General features: G+C 61.3%; 13 protein-coding genes. 7 read left to right on the top strand and 6 right to left on the bottom strand.

Annotated elements, in window-relative coordinates:
* The first annotated feature begins 22 nt into the window (after positions 1-22).
* Positions 23-226 (top strand): hypothetical protein, encoded by a 204-nt coding sequence (locus tag VGU25_01030; protein HEV2575766.1) that lies wholly within the window; start codon positions 23-25, stop codon positions 224-226.
* A 192-nt stretch (positions 227-418) separates the two neighbouring features.
* On the opposite strand, the gene VGU25_01025 is transcribed toward VGU25_01030, so the two are convergent.
* The 3 genes from VGU25_01025 to VGU25_01015 all read right to left on the bottom strand — a co-directional run bounded on the left by VGU25_01025 (position 419) and on the right by VGU25_01015 (position 2095).
* Positions 419-709 carry a DUF167 domain-containing protein gene (locus VGU25_01025; protein ID HEV2575765.1) on the bottom strand — a complete coding sequence of 97 codons (291 nt, stop codon included), beginning with the start codon at positions 707-709 and terminating at the stop codon, positions 419-421.
* Between the two features lie 116 nt (positions 710-825).
* Positions 826-1239, bottom strand: a complete 414-nt coding sequence (locus tag VGU25_01020; protein HEV2575764.1) for a hypothetical protein — start codon at positions 1237-1239, stop codon at positions 826-828.
* Between the two features lie 70 nt (positions 1240-1309).
* The gene (locus VGU25_01015) at positions 1310-2095 is read right to left on the bottom strand and encodes a YggS family pyridoxal phosphate-dependent enzyme (GenBank protein ID HEV2575763.1); all 786 of its coding nucleotides are present in this window, start codon (positions 2093-2095) and stop codon (positions 1310-1312) included.
* Positions 2096-2327: 232 nt separating this feature from the next.
* Here VGU25_01015 and VGU25_01010 point away from each other — a divergent pair, with 232 nt between their 5' ends.
* Positions 2328-3335, top strand: a complete 1008-nt coding sequence (locus VGU25_01010; protein ID HEV2575762.1) for a hypothetical protein — start codon at positions 2328-2330, stop codon at positions 3333-3335.
* Positions 3336-3398: 63 nt separating this feature from the next.
* Here the strand turns inward: VGU25_01010 and VGU25_01005 are convergent, their stop codons facing one another.
* Complete coding sequence (locus VGU25_01005) at positions 3399-5039, bottom strand: cellulose synthase family protein (GenBank protein ID HEV2575761.1); 1641 nt, start codon at positions 5037-5039, stop codon at positions 3399-3401.
* A 186-nt stretch (positions 5040-5225) separates the two neighbouring features.
* Here VGU25_01005 and VGU25_01000 point away from each other — a divergent pair, with 186 nt between their 5' ends.
* Positions 5226-7010, top strand: coding sequence for a DUF885 domain-containing protein (locus VGU25_01000; protein HEV2575760.1), 1785 nt, complete (start codon positions 5226-5228; stop codon positions 7008-7010).
* Positions 7011-7028: 18 nt separating this feature from the next.
* On the opposite strand, the gene VGU25_00995 is transcribed toward VGU25_01000, so the two are convergent.
* Both VGU25_00995 and VGU25_00990 read right to left on the bottom strand, forming a co-directional pair.
* On the bottom strand, positions 7029-8366 hold the full coding sequence (locus VGU25_00995; protein ID HEV2575759.1) for a putative glycoside hydrolase: 1338 nt from the start codon (positions 8364-8366) through the stop codon (positions 7029-7031).
* A 100-nt stretch (positions 8367-8466) separates the two neighbouring features.
* On the bottom strand, positions 8467-9006 hold the full coding sequence (locus VGU25_00990) for a hypothetical protein (GenBank protein ID HEV2575758.1): 540 nt from the start codon (positions 9004-9006) through the stop codon (positions 8467-8469).
* Positions 9007-9153: 147 nt separating this feature from the next.
* Between VGU25_00990 and VGU25_00985 the strand changes: the two genes are divergently transcribed.
* From VGU25_00985 to VGU25_00970, 4 genes are all read left to right on the top strand, one after another.
* Entirely contained in the window at positions 9154-10281 is a 1128-nt protein-coding gene (locus tag VGU25_00985) for a ScyD/ScyE family protein (protein ID HEV2575757.1), read from the top strand.
* Positions 10282-10442: 161 nt separating this feature from the next.
* Positions 10443-11906 carry a C45 family peptidase gene (locus VGU25_00980; GenBank protein HEV2575756.1) on the top strand — a complete coding sequence of 488 codons (1464 nt, stop codon included), beginning with the start codon at positions 10443-10445 and terminating at the stop codon, positions 11904-11906.
* Positions 11907-12102: 196 nt separating this feature from the next.
* Positions 12103-14391, top strand: coding sequence for a protease pro-enzyme activation domain-containing protein (locus tag VGU25_00975; protein ID HEV2575755.1), 2289 nt, complete (start codon positions 12103-12105; stop codon positions 14389-14391).
* A gap of 94 nt (positions 14392-14485) precedes the next feature.
* Positions 14486-15286, top strand: coding sequence for a hypothetical protein (locus VGU25_00970; protein HEV2575754.1), 801 nt, complete (start codon positions 14486-14488; stop codon positions 15284-15286).
* Positions 15287-15288 lie beyond the last annotated feature (2 nt).

Raw genomic sequence — 15288 nt, 5'->3', positions numbered from 1 at the left:
AGCCGCGGATCGAGAAGGCAGCATGGGCGTGGTGTGGCGAGCAGCGGTGGTGCTGGCGGTTTTCGCCGTCGTTGGGTATGCGGCGTCGCATGTGGTGATGGTGCATGAGCTGGCGAAGCCCGGTGCGCCGTTTGCCGAGGTGCGGCTGGTGTCGTGGATGGCGGGGTTGTTTGGCGGTGGGTTGGCGGCGGTGCTGGCGGGGATTGCGGTGGTGTGGAAGCGGTGAAGAGGCAGGTGGTTAGTCGTAAGTGCGGAAGCACGCGACGAATCGGAAGGTTCTCTTCCGCATCGTCATAAGGCATACCCCAGGAGACCCAGGGCTAAAGCCCTGAGCTACCAGCCCCTTTTCTATTGCAGCCGCGAAGAGACCCGACGCTAAAGCGTCGGGGTACCTAGAGCTTAAGAGGATGCCTGTTTTCTAGGCCAATTCGCTGAGCAGGCGTGACTCGGCTTCGGCGGCGGTGATGCCGGTGAGGCGGAGAGTTTTGGTGCGGCTGGTATGGCCGGAGATCAGCTCGATGCTCGCGCGCGGGATGTTGAGGCGCTCGGCGAGGAAGGCAATGAGCGCGGCGTTGGCGCGACCGTCCCTGGGCGGGGTGGTCAGTGAGATCTTGAGGGCATCGGCGTGCGTGCCAGTGATGGCGTTTTGTTTGGCGCCGGGGTGGACGCGGACGTTGAGGGTGCAGCCGTTGGGTATGGGGCGGATCATTTCGCGTGTAGCCGATGGACATCGTACAGCGCTTTTCTCGCGCGTCTTAACGCGCGATACCCCACCCTTTCGCTTCGCGAAAGGATGGGCCACCCGGATTTGTTGTCGGGCGAGAGTCAGGCGCCTGTTCGCAAGACTCGCTCGATCTCGGGGAGATGGTAGCGGAGCGCGTCGTGGTCGGAGTTGCAGGGCTGGTTGGTGGAGCGGGAGATTTTTTTGAGGATTTGGTCGAGGCGATACCACGGGCCGAGAATGTGGTTGAGGGAGACGTGCCACTCGGTGCGTCCGCCGTCGTCGGAGGCGCGCAGATAGATGCGGTTGACTTCGACGACGAGGGTGGCCCAATCTAGGTTGGGCACTCCCTGGGAGAGTTGCGGCATGATGCGGCCGCCGTGTTCCTTGAAGAGAAAACTGTACTGATGCATGACGTCGCGGCGAAGGCGGCGCAGGTCGGATTCCGCGGCGCGGCGGTCGAGATCGAAGACGCGCCTGGCGACGCGATGGACCCAGCGGGATTGGGGATCAGTCATAGGGCCGATGCAGAGATAGAACTCTTCAGCTTCTGCGCTACGTTCTGTGGTACCAGTGGGACTGCGGCGATTATATCGATGCCGGGAGGGTGCGCTTGCCGAAGATGGCGGTGCCGATGCGGACGGTGGTTGAGCCTTCTTCGATGGCGATGCGGAAGTCGTTGGTCATGCCCATGGAGAGCTCGGTGAGGGTGGGATGGGTGGGCTGGATCTGGTCGCGGAGGCGGCGGAGGTGCTGAAAGTAGGGGCGGGCGGTTTCGGCGTCCTCCGGGGTGCACCAGGGTGGGACGGTCATGAGACCGCGGACGTGGAGATTGTTAAGCGGCGCGAGTTGGTCGAGGAGGGTGGGGAGTTCTTCGGGGGCGAGACCGTGCTTGGTCTCTTCCGGGGAGAGTTTGACCTCGATGAGGACGGGGAGGGTTTTGTGGAGGGTGGCCGCGGCGCGGTTGAGGCGCTCGGCGGTCTTGAAGGAGTCGATGGTGTCGACGGCATGGAAGATTTCGGCGGCTTTGTTGGTTTTGTTGTTCTGGAGCGGGCCGATGAGGTGCACTTCGAGGCCGATCGGTTGGATTGAGGAGAGCTCTGACGCAAAGGGCGCGGAGGGTGCGCCAAGGTTCGCCACGGCGGATGTGCGGAATTGGGAAGCGGATGACAACGTGGGGAGTTTGGATTGCCACTCCTGGACGCGGTTTTCGCCGAAGAGGCGCTGGCCGGCGGCGTGGGCTTCGAGGATGGCGTCGGCGGGGTGCATTTTGCTGACGGCCATGAGGGCGACGGTTGAGGGATCGCGGTGGGCGCGGGCGCAGGCGTCGGCGATCTCGTTGTGGATGCGCTCGAGGTTGGCGGGGATGGACATTCTTAGAGGGTAGAGGATGGGCGATAGAGGGTAGAGGGTAGATGCGGCTGAGAGTCGGCTGGCGCACGGAACTTCGCCTGGGGCTGAACGGAAATTCGGAAGACTGCATCCAGCACGCTTGTTTTCCCGTCCTACGATGTAAATAGGAAGTTGTCGGGGGACACCTCACAACATGTGTACTGATACCGTGTTGAAAGAGGATGGTTCCCCCAAGTCGAAGGAGTAGAGAGGTATGTTGACGACGCAGTTTCGATGGATCTCGTTTAGCGGCCGAGCATTGGCCACGGTGGCACTGATGACGACCGGAGGCTTTTTGCTGCACGCGCAAACGGCGCCGACGAGCGGAACATCTTCAGTCCAGAGTGTTTCAGCGCAGGAGCCGATCTTTCAGCCGGCGCCGGCGGATGCCGGCGACGAGCTGTACTCGAGCAGCAGCGCGGAGACGAGCGGTATCGACGGCGCATCGACGCAGTTGGCGTCGAACACGGTGCCGGCGTTTCATTTCCTGGATGCGATGCAGTACGGCGGCGGCCGGCAGCGGTATGGGCGGCCGAAGTATCGGGGCGGCAATACGAACGCAGATGGCTCACCGAAGTGGGACTTTTATGTTGGCGGCGGGTTCGGGATGCCGGTTGGCACGCAGTTCAACTATGCGACCACGGGCTACGGATTTGGCGGCGGCGGTGGCCGGATGTTCAACAAGATGGTCGGCGTGAACCTGGAGTTTGACTACGACCACTTCGGCATGACGGGTGCGACGGTCGACAACTACGCGGCGCTTTACGGCGATCCGACGAATACGAATGGATTCGGCGGGAATGTTCACGTGTGGTCGATTTCGCTGCAGCCGATCGTGAATCTGAAGGCGGGCGAAGGCTGGGGAGCGTATGTCACCGGTGGCGTTGGTTACTACCACAAGGTGTCGAACTTCACGCTGCCTGAGCAGCAGGAATACTGCGATCCGATCTACGGGTTCTGCGAAGGGTATTACGCGAATGCGAACATCGATCACTACACGTCGAATGCTGCCGGGTTCGACGCGGGGTTTGGGTTGACGTACAAGATTTCGCGGTTTGCGAATGAGCGGTTCTTCGCCGAAGTTCGGTATGCGTACATGCTGAACCAGTACAAGCCGGGTCTGACGACGGCGAATGAGTCGACCTACACTGGAAATAACCTGTTCCCAGAGAACAGCCAGCGGACGCCGTATATTCCGGTGAAGTTCGGACTGCGGTTCTAGTCGGTTTGCAGTGAGTGAAAAGGCCCGCTTCGGCGGGCCTTTTGCTTTGGGTGCGAGGTGCGCTCAGACGCCGACGGGGTAGGGCTTTTCGTGCATGGCATCGCCGCGGGGGGAGCGGCGCTCGAAGAGGCCTTGGAAGAGGCTGAGCAGGCCGGTGTACCAGTAGCCGATGACGAAGAGCAAAAGGAATGGGACGGTGAAGTAGTTTTCGGTGGAGAGGGCATACCAGACGGTCGCGGTGAAGTAGCAGCCAATGAGGATTTCGATGAACGGGATCAAGCCGAGGCGTTTGCGGTACTTGCTGGCCTGATGCTTCTCGCCCTTCTTCATGACGCGGTACTTGGGTGTGCGGGCAAAGGCGGACTTGATGCCGAAGAGGGCTTCGAGGACGGCCTTGGTGTTGGTGATGGTGAGGCCGATGCCGAGCGACATGAGGAACGGCAGGTAGAGGAAGGTCTTGTACCAGGTGCGCGGGAAGAGCTCCTTCTGGCTGACGAGATAGAAGCTGGAGATGGACATTGTCGAGGCCATGAAGAGCGGGAAGTCGATCAGCATCATCTGCAGCCAGCCCTGGTAGGAGCGGATGATCATCGCCGGCATGAGCAGGGTGGACAGGATAATCATCAGCGGGTAGCTGATGTTCGCGGTGAGGTGGTACCAGGCTTCCAGCTTGGTGTGGAAGGGCACCTTGGAGCGGATGACGGAGGGAAGGATTTTTTTGCTGGTCTGGATGAGGCCCTTGGCCCAGCGCGCCTGCTGGGTCTTGAAGGCGGTCATCTCGATTGGCAGCTCGGCGGGGCACTCGACATCCTGCAGATACTTGAACTTCCAGCCCTTGAGCTGGGCACGGTAGCTGAGGTCGGTGTCTTCGGTGAGGGTGTCGTGCTGCCAGCCGCCGGCTTCGTCGATGGCCTGCCGACGCCACATGCCCGCGGTGCCGTTGAAGTTGAAGTAGACGCCGGCGCGCGAACGGCCGCCGTGCTCAAGGACGAAGTGGCCGTCGAGGAGGATGGCTTCGACCTGGGTGAGGAAGCTGTAGTTGCGATTCAGGTGCGTCCAGCGGGTTTGCACCATGCCGATTGTGGGGTCGGTGAACTGGTGGACGACCCGGAGAAGCCAGTCTGGCGGAGGGACGAAGTCGGCGTCAAAGATGGCGATGAGCTCGCCTTTGGCTACCTTGAGACCTTCTTCGAGGGCCCCGGCTTTATAGCCGTAGCGGTTGGTGCGGTGGAGGTAAACGATGGGCTGGGGCGCAAGTCCTTCTGCCCCGGTGGCATAGCGCTGGACGATGGATTCGGCGACGACGACGGTCTCGTCGGTGGAGTCGTCGAGGACCTGGATCTCGAAGCGGTCGCGCGGGTAGTCGAGGCGGCAGCAGGCGTCGATGAGGCGGTCGATGACGAACTGCTCGTTATAGATGGGGAGCTGGATGGTGACGAATGGGAGGTCGTTGTCTGCGAACTTTGCGGGCGGCTCGTGTGATTTCGAGGCTTTGCGTTTGTTGCGGTAGTAGAGCCAGACGAGCTGGTAACGGTGGATGCCGTAGAAGGCGAGGATCACCATTACGACAAAGTAGGGCACGAGCAGGCAGACGTCGAACGTGTTCCAGCGGTAGTCGCCCTTGAAGGTGCGGTCGGCGTAATGCGTCCTCCAATAGTGAGCGAGGCCGTGCTGATCGGCGAGGAAGAACGCAAGGGCGTGGATGGGATGTGTCAGGGTTACGGCTCCCGGGGAGAGGTCGGCTACCGATAGTTTACGCGAGGATGTTGGCGCAACCGCCGTGCGCAATAGGCTGGAAGTTCGCATTTTCAGGGGTTTGCAAGACAGCGCTCGGGGTAATTGACGAAATTTTCTGGGTGGGCAGAGGGACGGGCTGCTAGGCTTTCGCGTATGCGAAATCTCTTGTTCGGTTGCTGCCTGGCACTGGTGTGCCCGGTTGTTCTGGGACAGGCTGCTCCGGTGGCGGATCGTGTGGCGCAGCAGAATGGGTTGTTTGAGGAGTACTACCAGTGGGGGCTGAAGACCTCGCCGGAGCGGGCGACTTCGCTGGGTGATTACCGGTACAACAACCTGCTGTCGCAGCACTCGCTGAAGGCGATTGCGGACGAGCATGCGGAGCAGGATGTGTTCCTGGCGCGGCTGGAGACGATTTCGACCGACGGGATGAGCGAGCAGGATCTGCTGAGCCATGAGCTGATGGACCGGCAACTGAAGCAGGCCGACGTGAACTACAGCCTGAAGAACTATGAGATGCCGATCAACCAGCAGAACGGAATTCAAACGTCGCTGGCAGACCTGCCGCTGAGCGTGCCACTGGATTCGGTGCAGCACTATGAGGACTACATTGCGAGGCTGCACCAGATTCCGCAGGCGCTGGAGCAGACGACGGAGGTTTTGCGGCAGGGCGAGAAGGATGGCCTGATGCCGCCGAAGCTGGTTCTCTCGCTGCTGCCGGCGCAGTGTGATGGGATCGTGGCGGCGGATCCGTTTCTTCTGCCACTGAAGAAGTTTCCGGCCAGCTTCTCTGACGCGGACAAGCAAAGGCTCACGGCAGAGATGACGAAGGCGGCGAATGTGGATGTGCTGCCGGCTTATCGAAAGTTTGCAGCGTTTCTGCGCGACGACTATGCGCCGAAGGGACGTGACCAGCTTTCGATTGAGAGCCTGCCGGACGGAAAGAGGCGCTACGCCGAGGCCGTGAAGATGATGACGACGGTAGAAATCACGCCGGCGGAGGTTCATCAGCTCGGACTGGATGAGGTGAAGCGGATTACGGCGGAGATGACGGATCTCGCGCAGAAGCAGGGCTATAAGGACCTGGCGAGTTGGCGGGTGGCAATCAACAGCGACCCGAAGTGGAGGCCGACGAGCGAGCAGCAGATTGTGGATGATTTTGCGAAGTACATCCACCAGATGGAGCCGAAGCTGCCGGAGCTGTTCGGGCTGCTGCCGAAGTCGCTGGTGACGGTCGAGCCGATTCCGGGGTTTGCGAAGGCGGAGTCGACGCACTATGTTGCCGGGACGCCGGACGGCAAGCGCGCGGGACGCGTTGTTGTGGCGGTGGCTGATCCGACGAGCCGGACACTAGTGCTGGACGAGGCAGTGGCGTATCACGAGGGTGTGCCCGGACATCACATGCAGATCAGCGTGGCTCAGCAACTGAAGGGGCTGCCGAAGTTCCGGTTGCGTGGAGGGTACTCGGCGTACACGGAGGGATGGGCGCTGTATGCGGAGCAGTTGGGCAAGGAGGTCGGGTTTTACCAGGATCCGGTGTCGGATTACGGGCGACTGAACTCGGAGCTGTTTCGCGCGGTGCGGCTGGTGGTCGACACGGGGATTCATGATCAGGGATGGACGCGTCAACAGGTGATCGACTACATGCACGCGAATGATGTGAACGATGCGCTGGCGCAGACCGAGACGGACCGGTACATCGCGTGGCCGGGGCAGGCGCTGGCTTATAAGATGGGCCAGCTGACGATTCTGAAGCTGCGCAGCGAAGCGAAGGCGCAGTTGGGAACGCAGTTCGACATCAAGGCATTTCACGATGAGATTCTGAACGGCGGAGCGATGCCGCTGGACCTGCTGCAGGAGCGCGTGGAGCGGTGGATCAAGACACAGATGCCGCAGAATGCGAGCCTCGCCGATGCCAGCGGTGCAGCAACGGCGCGCTAACGGAGCCTGGTGGATGCGTTACTTTGACGCGTGTTCGGCGACGGGGAGTGCGGCGTCTTTGCTTGCGTTCGCGTCGCGGATGAGACCGATGCCGCTGTAGACGTTGCGCGGATTCCAGAGCGACCAGCCGTCGGTGTGGTCGGCGTTGGCGGCGGAGATCTGGGTGGCGACCTGGTCGGGCCCGAAGACCACGCCACCGAAGGCGTAATCGCGGAAGGCCTGCAGCCAGGGCCGGAGCTTGAGCGGGTTCACGTCGGTGCGCTGGATGCCGCGGTCGAGCGTGAGCTTGACGGTGCTATGGATGTCGTCGATGTTGTCGACGGGCTTGGCGTGGCCGGGAATGCCGTGCGCGAAGCCGGAGGGGTAGAGCATCGGGCAGAGGTAGTCGGTCTTATCGACGAGATGATTGAGCTGCTGGCCGATGCCGGTGTCGTTGGTGTTCCAGAAGGTGTAGCCGAAGATGTCTGCCGAGAGGAAGACGTTGTAGGGAACGAGGGCGGCGTGGGCATCGCCGAGGAAGCTGGAAATGGCCTCGATGCGGTGGTCTTCGTCGGTGGGACCGCTGACGATGAGCTTGCTGGTGGAGTCGGGGAAGCGGACGTAGTCGAACTGGACTTCGTCAAAGCCGGCCTTGGCGGCTTCGACGGCAATGGCGATGTTGTAGGCGCGGACCTCGGGCTTGAAGGGGTCGGTCCAATGGAGTCCTTCGCGGTCATGGAAGAGCGAACCGTCTGCGAGGTGGACGGCGTCTTCAGGCTTTGAAGTGGCGAGCGGCATGTCCTTGAACGTGACGATGCGGGCGATGATGTAGATGTTTTGCGCGTGCGCAGTGTTGACGAGATCGGACAGCGAGTGGATGGTGGTGACGTTGCGCGCGCCGATCTGTTTTGCGAGCGGGATGGCGCTGGGATAGACGAGCTGGCCGTGGTCGCTCTTGATGTTGACGACGAGGGCGTTGGCGCCGCCACGCTTGATGATGTCGAACGCGGAGTTGCGAAGGACAGACGAGGCGATGCCGTACTCGGAGAGATAGAGCGCGTGAACGGTGAAGGGATGGAGCTCGATGGCGTCGTGGTGGTTCTGGATGTCAGCGGCGGAGACCGTGACGGCGCGATAGCCGGGAGCGCGGGCCATGACGCTCTGCGTGCCGGCGGGAAGAGTGTAAGCGCCATTTGAGGCGGTGAGGACTTTGCCGTTCACAGTAACGACGGGGTCGAGCACCGCCTGGTGAGTCGTGCTGTTGAGGACGCGGATCGTGCCGGAGTTGCTGTTGTTCTGAGCAAGCGCGGCAAGGCAGGAGGCGGACAGCGCGAAAGCTGCTGCGAGGGAGAGGAGATTCTTCGAGGAGGGGTGCATAAGGGAGGGTTGGCCTGTTGTTCCTTCGATGCGAAGTAGACCACGGAGCTTAGACGCAAAGAATGGCAAAGATGTGTGAGGAAGCTGCGATGGTAACGGTTCAGTGCGATGCGCGGTAGCCGACGAAGGCGCCGATGAGGAACGCGAGTGGAACTGCCCAGGGTTTCGTGAACGGCCGCGGCGGTGAAAAGGAGGGAGGCTCCACCCGTGACGGGGAAACCTCGGGCGGAGTAGCGATCGGGTCGCGGTGGTGGATGCGGACGCGGTAGGAGCCTTTGGGGACTTCGAAGACGAGTGGGTCGTCCTGGCCTTCGCCGGCGTAGTACTCGAGCAGACGGGTGCGGAGGCGGCCAGCTTCTACGCGGACGGTATTGTTGACGGCCGGATCGTAGGAGGAGTCGCGATCGAAGACGTCGAGGGCGATGCTGTACTCCTTAAGCGGCTCGCCGGGGTGAGATTCGGCGTGGAGGAGGATGTAGCGGAGAAACTGCTGACTGCGACGCGCTCGGCTGAAGGTGCGGGAGCAAACGATGCGGTCGAGCTGAGCCATTACAGGGCTGTCGTTGGGGAGCGGTGGGAATGGAACGGTGCTCGAGACAGGCGCGCGGCGGGGAGAGGAAGTTGGGAAGAGTGTTGGCATCGGGTTCGCGATGCGCCTCCAAGCTGATGAATCTGCAAGGTGGCCGACGTAACTTACGAGCCCGAGGTTGCTATGTGGAGAAAGCCGGAGCAATGTAGTGCGGTTCAGCGCAAATGAACGCTGCTTCATGCAGCGAGGAGTTCTCTTATGCTCAGCCCGATGAAATACGTCCTGCTGCCTGTTTTCGGAATGGCAGTAAGCCTAGCGCCGCAGGCGCTTCCAGCACAACTATCCGCTAATGCAGTCGTAGTTGCAAGGGGGCTAAACGGGCCGCGGGGGCTGCACTTTGGACCGGATGGCGACCTATATGTGGCCGAGGCGGGAACCGGAGGGACGAACTCGACGACCGACTGCCCCCAGGTGGTGCCGCCCGTAGGACCGTACAAGGGCGGCATGACGGCAAGGATTTCGAAGTTCGACAAGAACTGGAACCAGACGATTGTGGCGAGCGGGCTGCCTTCGGCCGCGGATGCGATGGGCGATCTGATGGGTGTCGCCGATCTCCAATTCATGAATGGGACGCTGTATGCATTGATCGCGGGTGGGGGCTGCTCGCATGGCAATGACACGTACCCGAGCGGCGTGGTGTCGGTGAATACCTCCAACGGCACCTGGCGCTACGTGGGTGACGTGAGCGCGTTCATGCACGCGAATCCGGTCCAGTATCCGAATGCCGGTGACTTCGAGCCGGACGGATCACTGTATTCCATGACCAGCGTGAATAACGCGCTGCACTTGATCGAACCTAATTCGGGTCAGTTGCTGCGGCTCGATACGTTCAGCGGGAACATCACGCGAGAGATCGATTTCTCGGCTTCGCAGGGTCACATCGTGCCGACCTCGGTGGTGTACAAAAACGGAAGCTACCTGGTCGGCAACCTTAATCTGTTTCCGATTGAACCGCACACGTCGCAGGTGCTGACGGTCTCCAACTTCCCATCGGGTACCGGGACTGGAGTACCTGGCTTGAACGTTCCGGGGCCGTACTACGTCAATGCGGCAAAGGCGGGGTTCGCGACGATCACCGGGCTGGCCCTCGGGCCGAACGGAATGCTCTATGTTTTGCAGATGGCACCGGACACACCATCGCAGTATCCGCAGCCAGGTTACGGAAAGGTGACCAAGATCAATCCTGACGGATCACTGACGGATGTGGTGACGGGGTTGTCGGTGCCGACGGGGATGACGTTCGGGCCGAACGGCAAGCTGTACATCTCGAACTGGGGCGCGGCGGGCGCGGGTGCGGGGCAGATTGTCGTTGCGACGGTTCCGTAGAAGCTGCAAGGAAGGAAGAACGCGACTCCCGGGGCGATGCTCCGGGAGTCCCTTTTTTTGAGGCGTGATTCCGCGCGCGTGCAATCGGGATCACGGTATAGACTGCGGCTACACTTCGGGACTGCTGTGCTTCTTCGAATTTCATTCTCATGGGGTGAGTGATGCGGTTTGGTCGACTGGGTGTCGCGGTGCTGGCGGTTTGTGGAGCAGTCAGTGGATCGCAGGCAGCATGGACGCAAAGTGGCAAGACGCCGGGTGAGTTGAAGGATGCGTACACCTTCGAGCAGGGCGGGTGGACGTATGTGCATCTCGCGGGCTCGCCGCATGAGATTGGCTTTCAGCACGGATATCTGCTGAAGGATGAGATCGACGACAACCTGAGCGTCTACAAGCTGGAAGCGACCAACGACTATCACCGCGACTGGAGCTTCTTCCGGGAGGCGGCGAAGAACGTGCTCTGGCCACATATCGAGCTGGAGTACCAGGCGGAGCTGCACGGCATTGCGGACGGATTGAAGGCGCATGGATCGACGGCGGACCTGTGGGATGTGGTCGCGCTGAACGCCGATCTGGAGCTGACGCAGTACTACCTGCCAATGGTGAATGCGCGCGAGAAAAAGGCCAATCCGGAGAAGGCCAAGGCGCAGGGACGTTGCTCAGCGTTTATCGCGACAGGAAGCGCGACTAAGGACGGGAAGATCGTGATGGCGCACAGCAACTGGACGAGCTATGCGGAGGGCGAGCGGTGGGTGATGGTGTTCGACATCCAGCCTGAACATGGGCTGCGCATGCTGATGGATGGGACGCCGGGTGTGATCACCAGCCAGGACGACTTTGGCGTGAACTCCGCCGGCCTGATGATTACGGAGACGACGCTGCCGATGGCGGCGGGATTCGACGAGCAGGGAATACCCGAGTTTGTGCGGTCGAGGAAGGCGATGCAGTACGCGACATCAATCGATGAGTATGCCGCGATCATGCGCAAGGGCAACAATGGCGGATATGCGAACTCGTGGATGATCGGCGACCGCAAGACGAACGAGATTGCGTATCTGGAGCTGGGTCTGCATCACACGCCGCTAACGAAGAAGACGGATGGGTATTTCGTTTCGGCGAACTTTACGGTGGATCCGCTGGTGATTCGCGATGACACGCCGGGGTTCAATCCGAAGAATATGTCGAGCAGCATGAACGCGCGGCGCGTGACGGGTGAAGCGTTTGTGAAGAAGCACACTGGGCGGCTGGATACAGCGCTTGCAGAGGCGTACCTGAGCGATCACTGGGACAGCTTCGAGAAAAAAGAAGATCCGGGCAAGCGCAGTCTCTGCGGTCATGAGGAGACGAGCGCAGAAGGTGAGCCCGTGTGGGGGAATCCTCCTTACTCTCCTAGCGGAGCCGTGACCGGCGAAGTGACCGATGCCACGATGGCTGAACAGATGAGCATGATCGTGCGCGCTGGGCATCCGTGCGGAGCGGACTTCGTCGTTGCGCCATTCCTTGCGGCGCATCCTGAGTTCGCGTGGCAGCAGCCGATTTTGCACGACATGAAGGCCGGCCCGTGGACGGAGTTCAGGACGGGAGAACCGGCTCCGAAGGGAGCCGGGCAGGCGGCTGAGGGCCGTTGAAGACGGAAGTTCGTGGGCCGATAGGGCCTTTCGTCATGTGGCTGACACAGATGGAAGTGATACAAGGAAAGCGCTTCTATCAGACCTGATTCCGGGGGTTCTTTGTAGTTTGACAGCGCTATAACGCGCAATGAAAATGACCCGAGATTTCCGATTCAGAGCAACATTTGCGGGCTTTCACCAAAGGAGTACCTCTGTGCAAAAATTCGGTCGCAGTTTGTTAGTCACGGCGGCGCTGGGGGCCATGACAGTCATGGCGCAGGCTCAGTCGTTCATGACGCACCATGTGCGTGACGTTGTTCGTAATGGGCAGGTCCAGGCCAACGGAAGCCTTCCCCAAAACCAGACCATGAGTTTGGATCTCGTTCTTCCGGTGCGTAACCAGGCCGCACTCGACCAGTTTGTAGCCGACGTCTATAACCCCGCCAGCGCGAACTATCATCACTTCCTCACACCGCAGCAGTTCACCGCGCAGTTCGGGCCCTCGCAGGCTGACTATGACGCGGTCGTGCAGTTCGCGAAGATGCACGGATTCACGGTGACTGGCGGAAGCCGCGACGGAATGGACGTGCAGGTGAGCGGCTCGGTGGCGAATGTGGAATCGGCCTTCCACGTTCACATGCAGACGTACAAGCACCCGACGGAGAACCGCAACTTCTTCTCGGCAGACCAGGAGCCGACGACGGATCTGTCCATTAACCTGTGGCACGTTACCGGGCTGGACAATTACTCCATTCCGCACCCGCTGCTGGAGACGAAGGCGGCATACGCGGCGGCGCACGGAATTGATGCCAGCAAGGTGGTTTCGAATGCCACCACAGGCAGCGGACCCTCGGCCTCGTTCCTGGGCAGCGATATGCGCGCGGCCTACTATGGCAGCGGAAGCCTGACGGGCTCCGGGCAGAATCTTGGTCTTCTGGAGTACTACGGAACCGACCTCGCCGATCTGCAGACGTATTACAAGAACGTGGGGCAAGCCTACCCGAACAACGTTACGGTGTTGTCGACGGATGGCACGAGCACAAGCTGCACGTATCCTTCGTGCGACGACACCGAGCAGACGCTGGACATGACGCAGGCGCTGGGCATGGCGCCCGGCCTGGCGAGCATGACGATGTATGTCGGCTCGAGCGATACGGCGATCCTCAGCTCGATGACGACGCACAGCCCACTCCCGACGACGATCGGCTGCTCGTGGGGATGGACGCCGGCTGATCCGAGCACGCTGAACCCGTATTTCGAGAAGATGGCCTCGCAGGGACAGAGCTTCTTCGCGGCCTCGGGCGACAACTCCACCTGGAAGGCGACGGGCAAGAGCGCGGCGTGGCCCGCGGATAATGCGTACGTCATCTCGGTCGGCGGAACGGACCTTACGACGTCGAGCGCGGGAGGACCGTGGCAGTCGGAGACGGCATGGTCGGATTCGGGCGGCGGCATCTCGCCGGACAATATCGCGATTCCGTCGTGGCAGCAGTATTCGGGCGTGATCAACTCGAGCAATCACGGATCGACGACGCTGCGTAACGGCCCGGATGTTTCGGCGAATGCGAACTTCACCTTCTACACCTGCGCAGACCAGACAAGCTGCCTCGCAAACGAGTACGGCGGAACGAGCTTTGCTGCTCCGATGTGGGCGGGTTATATCGCTCTCGTGAACCAGCAGCTTGCGGCAAACTCGGAGTCGCCGGTTGGCTTCCTGAACCCAACGATCTACCAGCAGAATGCGACCTCTCCCTCGTACTACAGCGCGAACTTCCACGACGTGACGAGCGGCACCTCGGGCAGCTACTCGGCGGTGACCGGTTATGACCTGGTGACCGGATGGGGCAGCCCGACGCCGGCGCTGGTGAGTGCTCTGTCGGGATCGCAGCAGCAGCAGAACCCGGACTTCACCATCGCGGCGAACCCCGGTTCGCTAACGGTGGCGCCGGGCAGCAACGGATCATCGTCGATCTCGATCGGTGCGGTGAATGGGTTCACATCGGCGGTAACGCTGTCGGCGTCGAACCTGCCGAGCGGCGTGACGGTTGGCTTCGGAACGAATCCGGTGAACGGCTCAGGCAGCTCGACGGCGACGTTCACGGTTGCGTCCGGTACCGCGGCGGGCACGTACTCGATCACGATTACGGGAACGAGCGGAAGCCTGTCGCACTCGACGACGGTGACGCTGACGGTGAGCGGAACGCAGCAGTCGAGCTTCACGATCTCGGCCTCGCCGAACTCGCTGACGATTTCGCGCGGCTCCTCGGGTAGCGTGACGATTACGCTGGCGGGCACGACGACGGGAGCGGTGACGTTCTCGGCTTCGGGCCAGGGCAGCGGACAGACGGTGAGCTTCTCGCCGAGCTCGTTGTCAGGCGCCGGAAGCACAACGATGAAGATCACGGTTTCGCGGAATGCGTCGAGAACGACACGGACCGTTACTGTGAAGGCGTCTGGCGGCGGCACTTCGGCGACGACAACCGTGAGCCTCACGATCCACTAAACGCGTAATAGCTCAGCGGCCCGGAGGGAACGACTCCGGGCCGTTTTGTGTCTGTGGTATCGTGGCGTGGCTGATGGCTGGTGCGAGGTGGCGTATGCGGCGTCTGGTTCTATCGGTGGTGGTGAGTTTGGTCACGGTGGCAAGCGCATCCGGGCAGTCGAATGCACCGCCGGCGTGTCCTGTGACTCCGGCGGCGATGGCGTGTCCCGTGGGGCAAAGGACCGGTCCGGCGGCGTACAGCCTGGTGCGGCAGCACACGCAGGTGCAGACGCTGGCCAACGGGACGCAGATCACGACGCGAATGGAGGTGCACGAGTGGCATGATTCCGCGGGCAGGACGAGGACGGACAACTACGTTGAGCGCGATGGACAGATGCAGCTGCAGTTCTCGAACATTGTTGATCCGGTAGCGCACCGGATGATTCAACTTCATCCGATCGCGCGGGTGGCGGCGATCAACGGGATGCTGCAGCCGATGATGGGCGGACGGTTCGAGCAGCGGCCGGTGGATAAGGCGTTCAACGAGGCGATGCAGGCGGAGTACAAGGCGCAGCGGCAGTCGCGGATGGAGAACAAGAACGAGTCGCTTGGGAAGTCAACGATCCTGGGTGAGTGCGCGGTGGGAAACCGGTGGACGAACGCGATTCCGGCGGGCGAGATGGGCAACGACGCGCCGCTTCAAACCTCTGGAGAGAATTGGATGGCACCGACTTTAGGCATTCAGTTGAAGAATGTAATGGACGATCCGCGCACGGGACACATGGTCGATGAGGTGACGGAGCTGCATGTGGGCGAGCCGGATGCTTCGGTGTTTCAGCCGCCGGCGGACTATCAGGTGTTCGATCTGACGCGTGAGCCGGCCAAGCCTGCCGCTGAGACCACTTCTTTACAATGAGA

It is taken from the genome of Acidobacteriaceae bacterium, assembly GCA_035944135.1.
Classification (GTDB): domain Bacteria; phylum Acidobacteriota; class Terriglobia; order Terriglobales; family Acidobacteriaceae; genus Granulicella.
This window is presented reverse-complemented; position numbering and strand designations above follow the sequence as displayed.